Source organism: Amycolatopsis sp. NPDC058278, assembly GCF_042881395.1.
In the GTDB taxonomy this organism is placed as follows: domain Bacteria; phylum Actinomycetota; class Actinomycetes; order Mycobacteriales; family Pseudonocardiaceae; genus Amycolatopsis.
This window is the reverse complement of the sequence record NZ_JBHVXZ010000009.1, coordinates 24302-42340: the sequence shown is the minus strand read 5'-3', so window position 1 is coordinate 42340 and position 18039 is coordinate 24302. Positions and strand designations below refer to the sequence as shown.

20 protein-coding genes are annotated in these 18039 nt (G+C 69.3%); 11 read left to right on the top strand and 9 right to left on the bottom strand.

Annotated features, from left to right (window positions below; all coding sequences use genetic code 11):
- Nucleotides 1-163: 163 nt before the first annotated feature.
- Nucleotides 164-1387, top strand: a complete 1224-nt coding sequence (locus ACFVYA_RS06630; RefSeq protein WP_013222746.1) for an NADP-dependent isocitrate dehydrogenase — start codon at nucleotides 164-166, stop codon at nucleotides 1385-1387.
- A gap of 183 nt (nucleotides 1388-1570) precedes the next feature.
- Nucleotides 1571-1867 carry an SH3 domain-containing protein gene (locus ACFVYA_RS06625; protein WP_285988218.1) on the top strand — a complete coding sequence of 99 codons (297 nt, stop codon included), beginning with the start codon at nucleotides 1571-1573 and terminating at the stop codon, nucleotides 1865-1867.
- A gap of 4 nt (nucleotides 1868-1871) precedes the next feature.
- Here ACFVYA_RS06625 and ACFVYA_RS06620 read toward each other — a convergent pair whose 3' ends face one another.
- From ACFVYA_RS06620 to ACFVYA_RS06610, 3 genes are all read right to left on the bottom strand, one after another.
- A complete protein-coding gene (locus tag ACFVYA_RS06620) occupies nucleotides 1872-2420 on the bottom strand; it encodes a permease (protein WP_387043120.1) in 549 nt (182 codons plus the stop codon).
- 79 nt (nucleotides 2421-2499) lie between these two features.
- Entirely contained in the window at nucleotides 2500-3081 is a 582-nt protein-coding gene (locus tag ACFVYA_RS06615; RefSeq protein ID WP_387043117.1) for a TetR/AcrR family transcriptional regulator, read from the bottom strand.
- 462 nt (nucleotides 3082-3543) lie between these two features.
- Complete coding sequence (locus ACFVYA_RS06610) at nucleotides 3544-4302, bottom strand: MBL fold metallo-hydrolase (protein ID WP_387043116.1); 759 nt, start codon at nucleotides 4300-4302, stop codon at nucleotides 3544-3546.
- A gap of 103 nt (nucleotides 4303-4405) precedes the next feature.
- On the opposite strand from ACFVYA_RS06610, the gene ACFVYA_RS06605 reads away from it, so the two are divergent.
- From ACFVYA_RS06605 to ACFVYA_RS06575, 7 genes are all read left to right on the top strand, one after another.
- The gene (locus ACFVYA_RS06605; protein ID WP_387043114.1) at nucleotides 4406-5230 is read left to right on the top strand and encodes an exodeoxyribonuclease III; all 825 of its coding nucleotides are present in this window, start codon (nucleotides 4406-4408) and stop codon (nucleotides 5228-5230) included.
- A gap of 318 nt (nucleotides 5231-5548) precedes the next feature.
- Complete coding sequence (locus ACFVYA_RS06600) at nucleotides 5549-5926, top strand: hypothetical protein (RefSeq protein WP_387043112.1); 378 nt, start codon at nucleotides 5549-5551, stop codon at nucleotides 5924-5926.
- A gap of 46 nt (nucleotides 5927-5972) precedes the next feature.
- Nucleotides 5973-7004 carry a tryptophan--tRNA ligase gene (gene trpS / locus ACFVYA_RS06595; RefSeq protein ID WP_387043110.1) on the top strand — a complete coding sequence of 344 codons (1032 nt, stop codon included), beginning with the start codon at nucleotides 5973-5975 and terminating at the stop codon, nucleotides 7002-7004.
- On the top strand, nucleotides 7001-7501 hold the full coding sequence (locus ACFVYA_RS06590) for an AAA family ATPase (protein ID WP_387043109.1): 501 nt from the start codon (nucleotides 7001-7003) through the stop codon (nucleotides 7499-7501). The genes trpS and ACFVYA_RS06590 overlap by 4 nt, the downstream gene beginning before the upstream one ends.
- A gap of 119 nt (nucleotides 7502-7620) precedes the next feature.
- The gene (yhjD, locus tag ACFVYA_RS06585; RefSeq protein WP_387043107.1) at nucleotides 7621-8631 is read left to right on the top strand and encodes an inner membrane protein YhjD; all 1011 of its coding nucleotides are present in this window, start codon (nucleotides 7621-7623) and stop codon (nucleotides 8629-8631) included.
- 57 nt (nucleotides 8632-8688) lie between these two features.
- Nucleotides 8689-9798, top strand: coding sequence for an acyl-CoA dehydrogenase family protein (locus ACFVYA_RS06580; RefSeq protein ID WP_387043105.1), 1110 nt, complete (start codon nucleotides 8689-8691; stop codon nucleotides 9796-9798).
- Nucleotides 9795-10232 (top strand): winged helix-turn-helix transcriptional regulator, encoded by a 438-nt coding sequence (locus tag ACFVYA_RS06575; protein ID WP_387043103.1) that lies wholly within the window; start codon nucleotides 9795-9797, stop codon nucleotides 10230-10232. The genes ACFVYA_RS06580 and ACFVYA_RS06575 overlap by 4 nt, the downstream gene beginning before the upstream one ends.
- Here the strand turns inward: ACFVYA_RS06575 and ACFVYA_RS06570 are convergent.
- The gene (locus tag ACFVYA_RS06570) at nucleotides 10229-11473 is read right to left on the bottom strand and encodes a D-alanyl-D-alanine carboxypeptidase family protein (RefSeq protein ID WP_387043101.1); all 1245 of its coding nucleotides are present in this window, start codon (nucleotides 11471-11473) and stop codon (nucleotides 10229-10231) included. The genes ACFVYA_RS06575 and ACFVYA_RS06570 overlap by 4 nt on opposite strands.
- A gap of 43 nt (nucleotides 11474-11516) precedes the next feature.
- On the opposite strand from ACFVYA_RS06570, the gene ACFVYA_RS06565 reads away from it, so the two are divergent.
- Both ACFVYA_RS06565 and ACFVYA_RS06560 read left to right on the top strand, forming a co-directional pair.
- Nucleotides 11517-11756: an SCO4848 family membrane protein gene (locus tag ACFVYA_RS06565; protein ID WP_285988230.1), complete on the top strand. Its 240-nt coding sequence runs from the start codon at nucleotides 11517-11519 to the stop codon at nucleotides 11754-11756.
- Nucleotides 11757-11827: 71 nt separating this feature from the next.
- Entirely contained in the window at nucleotides 11828-13225 is a 1398-nt protein-coding gene (locus tag ACFVYA_RS06560) for a S8 family serine peptidase (protein WP_387043099.1), read from the top strand.
- A gap of 281 nt (nucleotides 13226-13506) precedes the next feature.
- On the opposite strand, the gene ACFVYA_RS06555 is transcribed toward ACFVYA_RS06560, so the two are convergent.
- The 5 genes from ACFVYA_RS06555 to sdhC form a co-directional block, all read right to left on the bottom strand.
- Nucleotides 13507-14421 carry a hypothetical protein gene (locus tag ACFVYA_RS06555; protein WP_387043097.1) on the bottom strand — a complete coding sequence of 305 codons (915 nt, stop codon included), beginning with the start codon at nucleotides 14419-14421 and terminating at the stop codon, nucleotides 13507-13509.
- A 129-nt stretch (nucleotides 14422-14550) separates the two neighbouring features.
- Nucleotides 14551-15321: a succinate dehydrogenase iron-sulfur subunit gene (locus ACFVYA_RS06550; RefSeq protein WP_285988233.1), complete on the bottom strand. Its 771-nt coding sequence runs from the start codon at nucleotides 15319-15321 to the stop codon at nucleotides 14551-14553.
- Nucleotides 15321-17075 carry a succinate dehydrogenase flavoprotein subunit gene (gene sdhA, locus ACFVYA_RS06545; RefSeq protein WP_387043095.1) on the bottom strand — a complete coding sequence of 585 codons (1755 nt, stop codon included), beginning with the start codon at nucleotides 17073-17075 and terminating at the stop codon, nucleotides 15321-15323. The genes ACFVYA_RS06550 and sdhA overlap by 1 nt, the downstream gene beginning before the upstream one ends.
- 19 nt (nucleotides 17076-17094) lie before the next feature.
- A complete protein-coding gene (locus tag ACFVYA_RS06540; RefSeq protein WP_086839710.1) occupies nucleotides 17095-17508 on the bottom strand; it encodes a succinate dehydrogenase hydrophobic membrane anchor subunit in 414 nt (137 codons plus the stop codon).
- Between the two features lies 1 nt (nucleotide 17509).
- Entirely contained in the window at nucleotides 17510-17992 is a 483-nt protein-coding gene (gene sdhC / locus ACFVYA_RS06535; protein ID WP_387043092.1) for a succinate dehydrogenase, cytochrome b556 subunit, read from the bottom strand.
- Nucleotides 17993-18039 lie beyond the last annotated feature (47 nt).

Genomic DNA, 18039 nt, shown 5'->3' with positions numbered 1-18039 from the left:
TCGGATCGGGTTCCCGCCCGGTGATCCGGGCCACAAAGCGCGGGTGGAGACTTGATGCCGACCACTACTTGAACCATCCAGGTGCGTCAAGCAGTACGCTTGTACCGCTACCGGCGAGACGTATCGAAGAACGCGAAGATCCGCGGAAGGAGCACCGCTGCTCATGGCCAAGATCAAGGTCCAGGGCACCGTCGTCGAACTCGACGGCGATGAGATGACCCGCATCATCTGGCAGTTCATCAAGGACAAGCTGATCCACCCGTACCTGGACGTGAACCTGGACTACTACGACCTGGGTATCGAGGAGCGGGACCGCACCGACGACCAGGTCACGGTCGACTCCGCGAACGCGATCAAGAAGCACGGCGTGGGCGTCAAGTGCGCCACGATCACCCCGGACGAGGCACGCGTCGAAGAGTTCGGCCTCAAGAAGATGTGGCTGTCCCCGAACGGGACGATCCGCAACATCCTCGGCGGCGTGATCTTCCGCGAGCCGATCGTCATCCAGAACATCCCGCGGCTGGTGCCGACGTGGACGAAGCCGATCATCATCGGCCGCCACGCCCACGGTGACCAGTACAAGGCGACCAACTTCAAGGTCCCCGGCCCGGGCAAGCTGACCATCAGCTACACCCCGGACGACGGCTCCGAGCCGATGGAGTTCCAGGTCGCGCAGTTCCCCGAGGGCGGCGGCGTCGCCATGGGGATGTACAACTTCAAGAAGTCGATCGAGGACTTCGCGCGCGCGTCCCTGCAGTACGGCTTGGACCGCGGCCTGCCGGTCTACCTCTCCACCAAGAACACGATCCTCAAGGCCTACGACGGCCAGTTCAAGGACGTGTTCGAGGAGATCTTCCAAAACGAGTTCAAGGCCGACTTCGACGCCAAGGGCATTTCCTACGAGCACCGCCTGATCGACGACATGGTCGCCGCGGCGATGAAGTGGGAGGGCGGCTACGTCTGGGCGTGCAAGAACTACGACGGTGACGTCCAGTCCGACACGGTCGCGCAGGGCTTCGGCTCGCTGGGCCTGATGACGTCGGTGCTGCGCACGCCGGACGGCCGGACCGTCGAGGCCGAGGCCGCGCACGGCACGGTCACCCGGCACTACCGCCAGCACCAGCAGGGCAAGCCGACGTCGACCAACCCGATCGCGTCGATCTACGCCTGGACCCGCGGCCTCGAGCACCGCGGCAAGCTGGACGGCAACCAGGAGCTGATCGGCTTCGCGAACACGCTGGAGCAGGTCGTCGTCGAGACCGTCGAGAGCGGTCAGATGACGAAGGACCTCGCGCTGCTCATCAGCAAGGACCAGCCGTGGCAGACGACCGAGGAGTTCCTCGCGACGCTGGACGACAACCTGGCGAAGAAGATCGCCCAGGGCTGAGTTTTTTGCTTCGAAAAGCCCCTTCCCGGTTCGCCGGGAAGGGGCTTTTCCGGTTGATCACGCGGTGTCACCTCGCGCGGGCGCCGCTGGCGCCTCCGGGTGGTTGCGACGTCCGGCGCTGCCGTCCGGGTAAAGGATTGCCTACCCTTGGCGTGGGGACGGGCTCGCGAGTTGGAGGAAGGCATGTCGAAGAAGACTCTGCTCATCTTGGGCGCGCTCGTCCTGGTCGTCATCGTCTACGCCATGAACACGGGCAAGCAGGCGTCGGGGGCGTCGGCCACCGGCTGCAAGGTGACGGTGACCGCGGACGTCCTGAACGCCCGCGAGACGGCCGACGGCAACGCGAAGATCGTCGGCAAGTACCTGCGTGACGCCCAGTTCGACGCGATGCCGGGCGTGCAGAACGGCTTCCGCAAGGTGGCCGACGACAAGTGGGTGGCGGCCGAGTTCACCCAGCCCGTCGCCGGCTCCGCCTGCTGAGTCTTCAGAGACCGATCAGGTCGGCCGCGAGCGTGACGACGCCGAAGGCCGCGGCCGACAGGCCGAGCGTCCTCGCGCGTTTCGGATCGCGTTTCGCGGCGGCGCGCCAGTAAAGGCCGATACCGATCGCGAGCATCAGCAGTTCGACGACGGCCGAGACGGCGGGCAGCCGCCAGAGCCCGAAGCCGAAGACGGGCAGGTCGCCGGCGTTGCCGGGCAGGATCGGCAGGTCGGCGCGGTGCACGACGAGGTCGAGCAGCCAGTGCGAGAACACGACGCCGCCGAGGACGAGCCCGGCTTGCCGGCCGAGCCAGTGGGCGGCGACCGCGCCGAAGAGCGCGGCGAGCACGAGCGCGCCGACGAGGGAGTGCGTGTAGTCGGCGTGGATGACGCCGCCACCGTAGCCCTCGCCGTCGATCGTTTCGACACCGCTCAGGTAGAGCGGCACGAAGACGACGTCGAGCCAGGCGGTGGCGAGCATGAGCGTCCAGACGGGGATGGCGGGCCGGCCCGCTTTGACGGCGGCGGCCAGCCCGAAGTGCCCGGCGATCATCTGCGGGCCTCCGTCCAGGGGAAGCGGGCGTCGAGCACGCCGAGCCCGACGGTGAAGAGCAGTACGGCGAGGATGAAGGTCATCGGTCTGCTTTCCGTGCGTAGATCGTGAGGCCTTGGACGAGCATGGTTTTGAGGACTTCGAAGCTCTTGTCGACGTCTTCCGGGCGGCCGAACCCGCCGGAGGCTTCGAGCCCGGCGAAGCCCTGCACGGCGGCGCGGAGGCAGCGGGTCCCGTGCACGGCCTGGGCGTGGTCGAAGCCGAACGGCCTCAGCACCGCGAAGACGACTTCCGCGACGGCGTGGGTGGCCCTGCTGAGTTCGGTGTCGGTTTCGTCCGGAGCGGTGACGAGCGCGTGGCTGCGGTGCGGGTGGGCTTGCAGGTAGTGGCGGTAGGCGTCGGCGAGCGCGGCGACGGCGTCTCCCCCCTCGCGCCCGGTGGCGGCGGCGCGCAGGGTGTCGGCCATTTCCCGGACGACTTTCAGGTCGATCAGCCGCCGGAGATCGGCGAGGTTCTTGACGTGCTTGTAGAGCGAGGGCGCGGCGACCCCGGCGCGTTCGGCGATCTTGGCCAGGGTCAGCGCGTCCGGGCCGGATTCGTCGATGAGGGCCAGGGCCAGGTCGACCACGGCTTCGGTGGTCAGCCCGACTCTAGGGGACATCGTTCTGGTGGCTACTGGTCATAGCTTTAAAGCTATCGGGAGTAGCTTGTGGCGTCAAGGCGCCGTTTTTGTCGGTGGTGGGTGCTAGAACTGATCAGGTCCGAAAGCACAGGTCGGCGGGGTTGGCCGCCGGAGAGGAGGGCACGTCCGGGGGCGGGCGACAACTGAATCGCGGTCTCAGCCGAAGTGTCCGCGGGGTCTCCAGGGGGAGTCTCGCGGGCTGGTTGGGCTCGGTCGGGCGGGCATGGCGGTTGGTGGGGCATCGAGCCTGGGACCGCGCTTGGACGGGGGTCGGAGCGCGGGGCCGGGTTGAACCGGGGGACGGTTCAGCGGCGGATCTGCTCGGCGGGACCGAGGTGGTCAAGCGAGGTGCTGCGTTGCGGAGCCCGTCCCGAGCGTTGGTAGCGGCGCGCGGGACCGGGTCGGGCGTGCAGCCGGCCAGGGTCTGCGCTCCACCCGCCGTCAGAGCTCGATCGCGAAGTCCTCTTCCGCGACCAGCACCTCGCCGCCGAACCCCGCGCGGGCCTCTTCGGCGGCGGCGGTCCGGTCGGTGCCCGGCCAGAAGTGGGTGAGCAGGAGCCGGCGGGCGTTGGCGCTCTGGGCCCATTGGCCCGCCTCGGCCGCCGTCATCAGGTAGCGGGGCTCTCCCTCCTGCGGTGGGGTGCGGAGGGTGGCGTCGCAGATGAACAGGTCGGCGTCGCGGCCGAGGTCGGCCAGCAGGGGCGATGGTCCCGTGTCGCCGGTGTACGCCACCGTCAGCCCGGGTGCCGTGAGGCGCACGCCGAAGTTCGGCTGGTGGTGCGGCAGCGGGTACGGCGTCATGCGGAACGGCCCGATATCGCGCTGCTCGGCGAGGTCGTGCACCTCGAACAGCGTGTCCGGGTGCGGCCGGGGCTCCATCGCCTCGAGCCGGCGGACCGTGCCGGGCGTGCAGTGCAGCGGCAGCCGTGCCGCGGGCGCGCCGGCCTGGACGGTGTAGTGCCACGCCCGCCCGAGCGCGCTCACGTCCGCGCAGTGGTCGGGGTGCTCGTGCGTCACGACGACCGCGTCGGGCAACCCGTCGCGGCAGTGCGTGAACAGGCGTGGCGCGGCGCCGTACCCGAGGTCGAGGACCACGCGGAAGCCGTTGTGCACGAGCAGGAATCCGGCGCAGGCGCGGCCGGGCTCCGGCCACGCGCCGCAACTGCCCAGCACCGTCAACCGGCTCGCCGCTTCGCCCATGCGCGGCAGTCTGGCAGAGCGAGCCCGGCGCACCGCACCGGTTTTCCGGCTCCGCCAACGCCGCCGCGCCCGGGCCTGAGGCCGCGGCATCCCGGCCGGTAGCGTGCACGGCGTGCTGACCGTCTCCACCGTGAACGTCAACGGCCTTCGCGCCGCCGCCAAGAAGGGCTTCGTCGAGTGGCTTGCCGCCACGAAGGCCGACGTTGTCGCCTGCCAGGAGGTGCGGGCCGAAGCCAGTCAGCTGCCCGCCGCCGTTGTCGACCCCGACGGGTGGTTCTCCGTGCACGCGCCTTCAGCCGCCAAGGGGCGCAATGGCGTTGCCGTCTACAGCCGTGTCGAGCCCGAAGAGGTCCGGATCGGCTTCGGCGAGCCCGAATTCGAAGACAGCGGGCGGTACCTCGAGGTGCACCTGCCGAACGTCGTCGTCGCGAGCCTCTACCTGCCCAGCGGGGACGTCGGCACCGAACGGCAGGACGAAAAGGAACGCTTCATGGCCGCGTTCCTGCCCTACCTCGCCGAACTGCGGGGGAAGGCCGCCGCGGCCGGGCGCGAAGCCGTCGTCGTCGGGGACTGGAACATCGCCTACGACACCGTCGACCTCAAGAACTGGCGCGGCAACCGCAAGAACTCCGGCTTCCTGCCCGAAGAACGCGCCTGGCTCGGCCGCGTCTACACCGAGGCCGGCTACACCGACGTCCAGCGCCGGCTCGACCCCGAGGGCCCCGGCCCGTACACCTGGTGGTCCTACCGGGGCCAGGCCTTCGACAACGACTCCGGCTGGCGCATCGACTGCCAGCTCGCGACGCCCGGGCTCGCCGAGAAGGTCGTCGACGTCGTGGTCGAACGGGCAGCCGCCTACGACCAGCGCTGGTCCGACCACGCGCCGGTCACCGCGACCTACGACATCGACTTTCCCCGCGAGGTGTAGACCACTCACGGTCCGGCGAACAGTCCTCCCGATCGTGGCGACGCGTCCACATCGAGGGGCGACGGCGAAGACTGCGGAGAACGGGTGACGCCGATCGGGCACACTCCGAGCACGATCTACTGCGGGTAGTAGCGAGGTCACCCGGCTGAGTGGTCGAAGTGAACCCGGGGGGCGCTCGGAGCGTATCAATGGTAGAGCGCTACCCTCGCTTTCGAGTTGATCAGAACCGGCAGGTCTTGACACGCTCGGTAGTTTTCTGACCAGTAGCACGCAACGTCTCACTCGGATGGGTGAGCGTTAGTCGCGGGAGGCACTCCGGTGCGCAACCCAGGTCGAACCCTGTTGCGGTCCACCCTGCGCGGTTTCCGCGCGGCCGTGGTGGTCGCGCTCGTCCCGGCCGGCCTGCTCCTGGCCGGCGGCGGCAGCGCGTTCGCCGCCGTCACGACGACAGCGCAGGCCGACGCCAACGCCGCGAGCTTCGGCGTGCTCGGCCCCGTCGGACTGGTTGCCGTCGCGCTCGGCATCATCGGTATGACGCTGGGTGTGCTGCGCCAGCGCCGCAAGACCCGCCTGGCCGAGGCCGCCCCGGCCGTGCCGGAAGTTCCCGACCCGGTCACGGCGATGGCCGAAGCCGTCCTCGGCGAGCCCGACATGACGCCGACTCGGCCGTTCTTGACCCAGCGCCCGAACGCCTGAGGGCCCTCGGCGCCCGGCACTCGTCCCGGCCTGGAAGAATCCTGACGTGTCCGAAGAGCAGACCGTCGCAGAGCGCCGCCCGCGGGTCCTGTCCGGGATCCAGCCCACCGCCGACTCGTTCCACCTCGGCAACTACCTCGGCGCGCTGCGCCAGTGGGTGCGGCTGCAGGACACGCACGAGACGTTCTACAGCGTGGTCGACCTGCACGCGATCACCGTCGAGCAGGACCCGAAGGTGCTGCGGCAGCGCACCCGCGTCTCGGCCGCCCAGCTGCTCGCCATCGGCATCGACCCGCAGCGCAGTGCCCTGTTCGTGCAGAGCCACGTCCCGGAGCACGCCCAGCTGAGCTGGGTGCTGGAGTGCCAGACCGGCTTCGGCGAGGCCGGCCGGATGACGCAGTTCAAGGACAAGTCGGCGAAGCGGGGCTCGGACCGCTCCAGCGTCGGCCTGTTCACCTACCCGGTCCTGCAGGCGGCGGACATCCTGCTGTACCGGGCGGACGCGGTCCCGGTCGGCGAGGACCAGCGCCAGCACCTGGAGCTGACGCGCGACCTCGCGCAGCGCTTCAACAACCGGCTGGGCAAGACGTTCGTGGTGCCGGAGCCGTACATCATCAAGGACACCGCGAAGATCTACGACCTGCAGGAACCGACGGCCAAGATGAGCAAGTCGGCGTCGAACGTCAACGGGATCATCGAGCTGCTCGAAGACCCGAAGCGCTCGGCGAAGAAGATCCGCTCGGCGGTCACCGACACGGGCCGCGAGGTCCGGTTCGACACCGAGAACAAGGCGGGCGTCTCGAACCTGCTGACGATCTACTCGGCCCTGACCGACCGCACGATCCCGGACCTCGAAGCGGCGTACGAGGGCAAGGGCTACGGCGACCTGAAGAAGGACCTCGGTGAGGTGTTCATCGAGTGGGTGACGCCCATCCAGGACCGCGCGAAGTCCTATTTGGACGATGTGGCGGAGCTGGACAAGGTCCTCGCCGCGGGTGCCGAACGCGCCCGCGAGGTGGCGTCGAAGACGCTCGCGAAGACCTACCAGCGGATCGGGTTCCTGCCGCCGGTGCGGTGAAGCTGATCCTGCTCAACGGCCCGCCGGGCAGCGGCAAGTCGACGCTCGCCCGGCGCTACGCCGACAGCCACCCGCCGGCACTGGCGCTGGACGTGGACCGCATCCGCGCCATGCTCGGCGGCTGGCGCGCGTCCCCGGGCGAAGCCGGACTCCTGGCGCGGGACATCGCACTGGCGGCGGCGCGCACCCATCTCGGCGCCGGGCACGATGTGGTGGTGCCGCAATTGGTGGTTCGCGCGGGCTTTCCCGAACGCCTCGAAGCGTTGGCGAGCGAATGCGGGGCGAGCTTCCACGAGGTCGTGTTGCTGCCGGGGCGCGAGGTGGCCCGGCGCCGGTTCGCCGCCCGTGGTTCGTCGGAGGTCGAGGCCGCGGCTGCGCTGACCGAGCCGGAGCTGGATCAGGCGTACGACGCGGTCGCCGCCTTCGCCGCGAGCCGCGGGACGCCGGTGCTCACCGCGGCGGACGCCTACCCCGCCTTGGTGGCTGCCCTGGCCTGAGCTGCCCCGCGGCGGCTCGGAGGCGCGGGCAACGACAAGCGGACCACGCAAGGAAGCCGACCTCCCCCGTGCACACCGCTCGCGTTGCGGGGTTCACCAAGCGTGGTTAGCGTTTCACGGTGGCGAACGAAGAGAAGGAAAAGCTCCTGCCGCGGTTGCGGCGGAAGTACCCGTGGCTCGATCACCTCATCCGGGCCAACGACGCCTTCACCGAGCGGTACGGCAACCACTACGCCGCGGCCATCACCTACTTCAGCGTGCTGTCCGTCTTCCCGCTGTTCATGGTGGCCTTCGCCGTGGTCGGGCTGGTCGTCAACCACGACCAGACGATCATCACGAAGATCACCGACGGCATCAACAGTTCCGTGCCGGAAGGCCTCAAGGACCTGGTCAACGGCATCGTCAAGGGTGCGCTCGACTCCGGTGGCGGCATCGGGATCTTCGGTCTGCTCATCGCCCTCTACTCCGGCATCGGCTGGATGTCGAACCTGCGGGACGCGCTGACCGCGCAGTGGGGCCAGGAAAAGCAGCCGCAGCCGTTCGTCAAGCAGACGCTCAAGGACTTCGTCGCGCTGATCGGGCTCGGGGTCGCGCTCGTCGTCTCCTTCGCGCTGACCGCGGTCGGCGGCGGGGTCGGGCAGTTCCTGCTCGAACTCGTCGGGCTCGAGCACGCCACCTGGGCGATCGTCCTGCTCCGCGGGGCGACCATCGTGCTCGGACTGGTTGCGAACACCCTGGTCTTCATCTGGGTCATCGCCCGCCTGCCCCGGGAGCGGGTCGCGCTGCGCAGTGCCGTCAAGGGCGCCGTGGTCGCCGCCGTCGGGTTCGTCATCCTGCAGCAGGTCGGCTCGCTCTACCTGGCCAGTGTCACGAAGTCGCCGTCGGCCGCGCTGTTCGGGCCGGTCATCGGCCTGCTCGTGTTCGCGAACCTCGTCTCGCGCTTCCTGCTGCTCATCACGGCGTGGACGGCCACGGCGAAGGAGAACGAGCGCAAGGTCGTCGCGCCCCCGCCGCCGGTGCGGCTCGAGCAGAGCGTCACCGTGCAGCGCGGGCCGGGTCTCGGCACCGTCGCGGGTGCCTTCGGTGCCGGTGCGCTGCTGGCGTGGCTGGGTGGCCGCCGCAAGTCTTGACAGCCGGCCGGCCAGTAAAGAAACTGCACCGGTAAGAAATCTGAACCGGAGGGTTTCGTGCTGCTGGACGCCGCCCGCGAGTGTGCCGACCTCGCCAAGACCCTCGCACCCGTCACCGAACGGCAGCGTGCCTTGCCACCCGAGCTGGTCGCGAAGCTGACCGACGCCCAGCTGTTCCGCACCGGCGTCCCCGGCCACCTCGGTGGCCCCGAAGCCCCTCCCGCCATCAGCCTCGAAACCGCGGAGACGGTCGCGCGCGGGGACGCCTCGGCCGGCTGGTGCGTCTCGATCGCCGTCACGAGCAGCCTGCTCTCGGCCTACGCTCCGCGGAAGTGCGCCGAGGAAGTCTTCGGGGACCCGCGCACGGTCGCCGCCGGGGTCTGGGCACCGCGCGGGACCGGCCGGAAGGTCGACGGCGGGTACGTCGTGAACGGCCGGTGGGCGTTCTGCAGCGGCATCCCGCACGCGGACTGGCTCTTCGCCGGGTTCGTCCACGAGAAAGCGCTCTACGTCGCCGCGTTGCCGAAGGCCGAGATCGAAGTGCTCGACACGTGGCACACCAACGGCCTGCGCGGGACCGGCAGCCACGACTGCGTCGCAAGTGAACTGTTCGTCCCGGACCACCGCGTCTTCTCGGTGATGGCCGGTCCGCCGCCGGAAGCCGTTGCGCTGCACAGGTTTCCGCTCTTCGGCTTCTTCGCGCTGTCGGTCGCGGCCGCCGCGCTGGGCAACGCGCGCGGCGCGATCGACGACCTCGTCGAGCTCGCCTCGACGCGCAAACCGCTCGGTTCCAGCCGGTCGCTGGCCGAGCGGTCGGCGACCCAGGCCGCCGTCGCGGAGGCCGAGGCGGCCCTGCGCGCGGCACGGCTTCTGTTCTACAGCAGCATCGACGACGCCTGGCAGGCCGCGCAGGGCACCGAACCGGTGCCGGACGCCCTCAAGCTCGGCCTCCGGCTGGCCGCGACGCACGTGACGCGCACGGCCGCGAAGGTCGCCGCCGGCATGTACGACCTCGGCGGCGGCGCGGCGATCTACGAGACTTCGCCGTTGCAGCGCCGGTTCCGCGACGCGCACACCGCGACCGCGCACTTCCAGGTCAACCCGGCCAGCTACGAACTTTCCGGCAAACTGCTGCTGGGCGTCCCGGCCCGGACGGAGCAGCTGTGACCGGCCTCGGCCACCGGTTCACGGCGGACTCGGTCGGCCGAGCGCTCGACCTGGTCGGCGAGCGGTGGAGCCTGCTCATCCTGCGCGAGACCTTCTTCGGTGTGCGCCGCTACGGCGAGTTCGCGCGCAACCTGTCCATCCCGCGCCCGACGTTGTCCGCGCGGCTGAAGACCCTCGTCGACGCCGGTGTGCTCGAGCGCGTCGGCTCCGTGCCGGAGTACGTGCTGACCTCCGCCGGGCGGGACCTCTTCGGCGCCGTCGTCACGCTCATGCAGTGGGGCGACAAGCACCTCGCCGGACCGGAGGGACCGCCGATTCTCCTGCGGCACAACGACTGCGGCGAAATCGCCGGGACGTTCGTGGCCTGCGGGCACTGCGGTGGCGCGATCGCCACCGACCGGGTCACCCCGGAGCCGGGGCCCGGTTTCCGCTAGCTCGCGGCCCTCTTGCGCTGGTGCCCGACCACGAACCCGCCGAGGATGATCAGGAACACCACCAGCGTGATGATCCAGCCGGTGACGCCGAACGGGTCTTCCTTCGCCGCCGGGGCGGCCGCCGACGTGCCACCGTGGCCGGTGCCGCCGTCGGCGAGCACGGAGGGGTCGCCGTCCGCCGGAGTCGTGGCGGGCGGCTGGTAGGTGATCTGGCCGACCGGCACGGCGCGGTCGTCCTCCAGCGCGAAGCCGTAGTCGAGCAGCTTCGCCGCCTGGTCGACCACCTTGGTCGGCTTCTGCTCCGCGCGCAGCATGACCACCGCGAGGCGCTTGCCCTTGCGCTGCGCCGCGCCGACGTAGGTGTGGCGCGCGTCGTCGGTGAAGCCGGTCTTGCCGCCGAGGAAACCGGGGTAGACGCCGAGCAGCTTGTTGTCGTTGAAGATCGGGATGGCCGGCTTCCCGCCGGCCGGCGGGAACTCGAAGTTCTTCGTCGCGACGACCTTCGCGAATTCCGGCTGCTTCATCGCGTAGTTGAAGATCAGGCTGAGGTCGTAGGCCGAGGTCGACATGCCCGGCCCGTCCAGGCCCGACGGCGTCGCGGCGCGCGTGTCGAGCGCGCCGATCTTCGCGGCCAGCGCGTTCATCTTCGCCACCGCGGAGTCGGCCCCGCCGAGCGCCGTGGCGAACGCGTGTGCGACATCGTTGCCCGAGTGCATCAGCAGTCCGTGCAGCAGTTGGTCGACGGTGTACTGGCCGCCGGCGACGAGGCCGACGCAGGTGCACTCCTGCTCCGCGTCCTCCTTCGTCGCGACGACCGGCTGCTGCGGGTCCAGCTGGGTGACGACGACCAGCGCGAGCAGCGTCTTGATCAGCGACGCAGGCCGCTGCCGGGCGTGCGGGTCCTTCGCCGCGACGACCGCGCCGGTGTCGAGGTCCTGCACCAGCCACGACGCCGCGGTGTTGCCGTCCGGCGGGTTGAGCGCGCCGTCCGGGGTGACCAGGCCGCACTCGGCCATCCGGTTGCCGCCGACCGGGACCGCGGGCACGGCCAGCGGTGCCGGGACCTGCTTGCCCGGCGCGGGCTTCTCCGACGTGTCGACCGGCGGCGGGGGAGCCTGGCGGTTCGCGCACTGGCCCTGCTGCGGCGCGGCGGCCACCAGCGCCGGGGTGCTCAGGGCCAGCAGGGCGGCGGCGAGCGTCGTCGTGAAGACCTTGAGCGACCGGGAGACAACAGAGTGCACCCACGCAATCTAGCGCCGCGGCCCGCGTCGCATACTCAGGGGCATGCGCATGTCACGCGGCACCTCGCTGTTCCTGCTGGCCTTCGGTGTGTGGTCGTGGATCATCTGGATCACCTTCGCCAAGAACCTGTGGGACAGCGACCGGGCCTGGACCCCCGACGGCTCGCCCACGGCGTACTTCGTGGTGCACGCCGTGCTGACGGTCGTGTCGTTCGTGCTCGGCACGATCATCGGCGTGCTCGGCTGGCGCGGCGTGCGGGCCGGTTCGCGCGTCGACGCCTGAATCCCCCTCCTTGGTCGGTGGCGCGGCCCGGCAGCCCGGTTTAGGTTGGCGCCACCGAACCTGGAGGTGGAATGTCCCGTTTACGTCGAATGGCGGCCCCGCTCGTGCTGGCCGTCGGGAGCGGCCTGTTCGCGGCGGCCCCGGCCGCGGAGGCCGCGCCGGTCGCCTGCGACACGACGAGCACGCCGTACACCTACGTCGTGACGTACCAGCCGGGCACCCGCGCGTCGGCCGTCGACAAGGAGCTGGCCGCCAAGTGCGGCACGAAGGTCGCCTACTACGCCCCGATCGGCGTGGCGATCGCCAGCTCGCGCAACGCGGACTTCCAGCAGAAGATCGGCGTCTACCGGGCCTACTCCGGCGGCAAGGACGTGGCTTCCCAGGGCGCCGCGGCCTCGGCCCGCTCGCTGGGTGCGGTGCGGACCCTGGAGGACACGCGGTCCGTCGCCGCCGCGGGTGACCTGTCCGCGCAGCAGTGGGACATGAAGGCGATCCACGCGCCCGAAGCGAACAAGATCTACCAGGGCAGCCGCGCGGTGACGGTCGGCGTGCTCGACTCGGGCATCGAGGCGACCCACCCGGCGCTGAAGGCGGCCGTCGACGCTCGCTCCTCGGCGGGCTGCGTGACGGGCGCGCCGGACCTTTCCCCGGCGTCCTGGGCGCCCACGACGTCGGACCACGGCACGCACGTGGCGGGCACGATCGCCGGCAAGGACAAGGCGACGGGCTTCACGGGCGTCGCGCCGGGCGTGCGGCTGGCCTCGGTGAAGGTCGTCAACGACGCCGGCTACATCTTCCCGGAGTCGGCGGTCTGCGGGTTCGTCTGGGCGGCCGAGCACGGGTTCGCGGTGACGAACAACAGCTACTACATCGACCCGGGGATGTTCTACTGCCCGAAGCAGCCGGGCGACGCGGCGGCGTTCGAAGCGGTCCGCCGGGCGGTGGAGTTCTCGACGCACCGCGGCGTGCTGAACGTGGCGGCGGCGGGCAACTCCGGCTTCGACACGACCAAGCAGACGACGGACCCCAACCGCCCGCACCCGGTGGATTCGACGTGCGGCATCCTCCCGAAGGCGATCGACGGCGTCGTGAAGGTGTCGTCGGTCGGCTACGCGGGCACGAAGTCGTCGTTCAGCAACTACGGCGAGATCGACGTGACGGCACCCGGCGGCGACTTCGGCCAGACCCCGCCGGACGGCGCGGGCCCGTCGTGCCCGCTGTCGACGGTGGTCGGCGGCCAGTACGGCTCGAAGTGCGGCACGTCGATGGCCTCCCCGCACGCGGCGGGCGTGGCGGCGCTGATCGCGTCCCGGTTCCGCGGGATCCCGCCGCAGCTGCTGGCCAAGTTCCTGGAGGGCGAAGCCGACGTGGTGAAGTGCGCGGCCACGGAGACCGAGTGCACGGGCCCGGCGAAGAACAATTCGTACTACGGCCACGGCCTGGTCGACGCCTTGGACGCGGTGCGTTAGGAGTCATGGAAAAGGCCTCCCCGTTCGGTGAACGGGGAGGCCTTCACCGTGTCGGAGCAACGTTCCGGAGCGTTCACTTGACCGGGTGTACAGAAGAAGACGCGGGCCATGCGCCGGTGTAGCCTGACCGGACCAACAGGCCCCAAGCACAGAGCCGCGGATCTCCGCGGCTCGGGAATGGATCTCCATGTCAGGCGGCTCCGAGACGGGTGGCAACTGATCGCACGATCAGCCACCTCCGCCCGGACCGCCGTTGGGGGTCCGGGCGGTTTTTCGTCAGCTCAGCTCTGCGAGTAGTCGGCGATGAAGCCCATCCGGGTTTCCCTTTCCGGGGCCTCCGCCGAGAACTCGACCACGATGTCCTGACCGACCCGGTGTCGTTGCAGGTTCTGGGCGTTCTGGTTGCGCACCTTGAAGGCGGCGGGGGACCGGACGTTCCGGAAGACGACCCGGTGCTCGAACTTGCCGATTTCCTTGTTGAACAGCACGTCGAAACTTTCCGGGGCGGTGCCGTTCATCAGGTCGGCCGAATAGCCCGGCCAATCCCATTCGACGGTGATGAGGTCGCCGGCCTGGACCACCGTGCCCAGGTGGATGTAGATGTCCAGCTTCGGCTTTCCGTCCGCGGTGAACGTCCAGACCGACGTGCCGTCGGCCCGGGTCCGCTGGTCGACGTCGTCCTCGCCCGCGTGGTAGGCGTGGCACCGGACCTTGCGCCGGTCGCGGTTCGTCAGGCGGGTGGTGCCGTAGTAGACGAGGTTGACCGAGACGTACCGCAAGGTGCCGTTGGCGGCCGCGTCGAGCACCAGGTCGCGGCGGCAGTGCGCGTCGCCGTTTTCCTCGACGGTCACTTCCTGCCGCCATTCCCGCACCGACAACGGCGAGGTCGAATGCATGTGGTCGGCGTAGGTGTGCAGGAGCTCTTCGATGTGCTTGAGCTTGCCACGCAGCCGCTGGGTGCCCGCGAAGGAAAGCGCGCTCACCAACACGAAGAGGCCGGCGGCCGCGGTGGCGAACGTGATCCGCAGCCAGGTGAGCCCGAGGACCTGGCCGAGGAGGCCGACGGTGCCGAGTGAAGCGAGTGTCCCGGTCAGGGTGCGGAAATAGCCGTAGCGGAAGACGTGTTCTTCGAGGTCTGCGACGAGGGGGGCCAGTCTGCGGGAAACAATGCGGCGAAGATCCGAACCAGCACCCATACGCTCGCATCCTGTGATCGGTGTCGACCCTTCAGGCTAGCCGAGCCCCACACCGTTGCCCAGGACAAAAGAATGGCGAAAGGCCCTCCGGCAGAAGTCGCCGGAGGGCCTTCGGGTGGTGAGAGAAACTCAGACGCGCTTGAACAGCAGGGCGCGCTTCACTTCCTGGATCGCCTTGGTCACCTGGATCCCGCGCGGGCAGGCGTCCGTGCAGTTGAACGTCGTGCGGCAGCGCCAGACGCCCTCGCCGTCGTTCAGGATGTCCAGGCGCTCCTCGGCCCCCTCGTCGCGGGAGTCGAAGATGAACCGGTGGGCGTTGACGATCGCCGCCGGGCCGAAGTACGAGCCGTCGTTCCAGTACACCGGGCACGACGACGTGCAGCACGCGCACAGGATGCACTTCGTGGTGTCGTCGAAGCGGTCACGGTCCGCCTGGGACTGGATGCGCTCGCGCGTCGGCTCGTTCCCGTAGGTGATCAGGTACGGCTTGATCGCGCGGTACGCCTCGAAGAACGGGTCCATGTCGACGTAGAGGTCCTTCAACGTCGTCAGGCCCTTGATCGGGGCGATCGTGATCGTGGTCTTCTTGCCGCCGGACTCCAGCAGGTCCTTCATGAGGACCTTGCACGCCAGGCGGTTGATGCCGTTGATCTGCATCGCGTCGGACCCGCACACGCCGTGCGCGCAGGACCGGCGGAACGAGAACGTCCCGTCGATGTAGTCCTTGACGTAGAACAGCAGGTTCAGCAGCCGGTCGGTGCGCTGGGCCGGGACGTCGTAGGACTCCCAGTGCGGTTCGTTGTCGACCTCGGGGTTGAACCGGAGGATCTTCAGCGTGACCGTGATCGGGGTGTGTTCGTCCGAAGCGGCCGGAGCGTCTTCAGTGGTTGCCGCAGTCATCAGTACTTCCGCTCCATCGGCTCGTAGCGGGTGAAGGTGACCGGCTTGTAGTCCAGCCGGATGTCGGACGACAGACCCGAGCCCTGCTTGTAGGCCATGGTGTGCCGCATGAAGTTCGTGTCGTCGCGGGTCGGGTAGTCCTCGCGGGCGTGGCCGCCGCGGGACTCCTTGCGCGCCAGCGCGCCCACGATCAGGACCTCGGCCAGCTCCAGCAGGAAGCCGAGCTCGACGGCCTCGAGCAGGTCGGTGTTGTACCGCTTGCCCTTGTCCGACACGGTGATCCGCTGGTACCGCTCCTTGAGCGCCTGGACGTCGGTCAGCGCCTGCTTCAGCGTGTCCTCGGTCCGGTACACCGAAGCGTGCGAGTCCATCGTCTGCTGCATTTCCTTGCGGATGTCGGCGACGCGCTCGTCGCCGTGCTCCGACAGCAGACCCGAAAGCTGCTCCTCGACCAGCGCGGTCGGGTTCTCCGGCAGCTCGACGTGCTCGTGCGCCAGCGCGTACTCCGCGGCCGCGATGCCGGCGCGGCGGCCGAACACGTTGATGTCGAGCAGCGAGTTCGTGCCAAGCCGGTTCGAACCGTGCACCGACACGCACGCGACCTCGCCCGCGGCGTACAGGCCGGGGATGACGTTCTCGTTGTCCCGCAGCGCTTCGCCGTGGATGTTGGTCGGGATGCCGCCCATCACGTAGTGGCAGGTCGGGAAGACCGGCACCGGCTCCTTCACCGGGTCGACGCCCAGGTAGGTGCGGGAGAACTCCATGATGTCCGGGAGCTTCGCGTTCAGCGTCTCCTCGGGGATGTGCGTGACGTCCAGGACGACGTAGTCCTTGTTCGGGCCGCACCCGCGGCCCTGCAGCACTTCCTGCACCATCGAGCGCGCCACGATGTCGCGGGGCGCGAGGTCCTTGATGGTGGGGGCGTAGCGCTCCATGAACCGCTCGCCGGAGGCGTTGCGCAGGATCCCGCCCTCGCCGCGGACGGCTTCGGAAATGAGGATGCCCAGGCCCGCGAGGCCGGTCGGGTGGAACTGGAAGAACTCCATGTCCTCCAGGGGGAGGCCCTTGCGGAAGATGATGCCGAGGCCGTCACCCGTGAGGGTGTGCGCGTTCGACGTCGTCTTGAAGATCTTGCCCGCGCCGCCGGTGGCGAACACGATCGACTTCGCCTGGAAGACGTGCAGCTCGCCGGTGGCCAGCTCGTAGGCGACGACGCCGGAGGCGACCGGGTTGCCGTTCTCGTCCGGGGTGGTGACGAGGTCGAGCACGTAGAACTCGTTGAAGAACTCCGTGCCGTACTTGACGCAGTTCTGGTACAGCGTCTGCAGGATCATGTGCCCGGTGCGGTCCGCGGCGTAGCAGGCGCGGCGCACGGCCGCCTTGCCGTGATCACGCGTGTGCCCGCCGAAGCGGCGCTGGTCGATCTTGCCTTCGGGCGTGCGGTTGAACGGCAGGCCCATCTTCTCGAGGTCGAGGACGGCGTCGATGGCCTCCTTCGCCATGATCTCGGCGGCGTCCTGGTCGACCAGGTAGTCACCGCCCTTGATCGTGTCGAAGGTGTGCCACTCCCAGTTGTCCTCTTCGACGTTCGCCAGCGCGGCGCACATGCCGCCCTGGGCCGCGCCGGTGTGGGACCGGGTCGGGTAGAGCTTGGTGAGGACCGCGGTGCGGGCGCGCTGGCCGGACTCGATGGCCGCGCGCATCCCGGCGCCGCCGGCGCCGACGATCACCACGTCGTACTTGTGGAACTGCATCGAAAAAGTCTCCGTGGCTTCAGTTCGCGGGCATGTTCGGGTCGAAGGTGAAGATCACCATCGTGCCGACGGCCAGGATCAGCACCATCGAGACGTAGAGCAGGATCTTCAGCCAGAACCGTGTGCTGTCCTTGCGCGCGTAGTCGTCGATGATCGTGCGCAGGCCGTTGCCGCCGTGGATCTCGGCGAGCCAGAGCATGGCCAGGTCCCAGAACTGCCAGAACGGCGAGGCCCAGCGGCCGGCCACGAAGCCCCAGTTGATCCGGTGCACACCGCCGTCGAGGATGTTCATGATCAGCAGGTGGCCGAGCACCAGGATGACCAGCGCCAGCCCGGAGATCCGCATGAACAGCCAGCTGTAGAGCTCGAAGTTGCTCCGGCGCGCGGCCGGGCGCTTCGGGGCGCGGGGGTTGGCGAGCGCGAGGTCGGCCATGTCAGTTACCCCCGAAGAGCATCTCGGCGGTGCGCTTCAGCATGAAGAACGCACCGGGGACCATCACGACGACCCAGACGACGCCGATGACCCACGTCATGGCCTTCTGCAGCTGGGGGCCCTTCGACCAGAAGTCGACCAGCATGACGCGGATGCCGTTCAGCGCGTGGAACAGCACCGCCCCGACCAGGCCGACCTCGAGGAGGTTGACGATCGGCGTCTTGTAGGTCTCGATGACCTGGTCGTAGGTGTTCGGCGACACGCGCACCAGCGCGGTGTCGAGCACGTGCACGAACAGGAAGAAGAATGTGAGCACGCCGGTGATGCGGTGCAGCACCCAGGACCACATGCCGGGGTCGCCCCGGTAGAAGGTCCCCTGCCGGCGTGAGGCACCCGCCCGATCGCTAGCCCCTGCCGCAGTGTTGGTTCCCGCCCCCGGAGGGGGCGATCCCACCCCGCTGGCAGTGCTCGCCGTGGTGGACATCGGTGAACGGCCTCCAACGTCTGACTGTGCGCCCGGTGGCCGGTGAG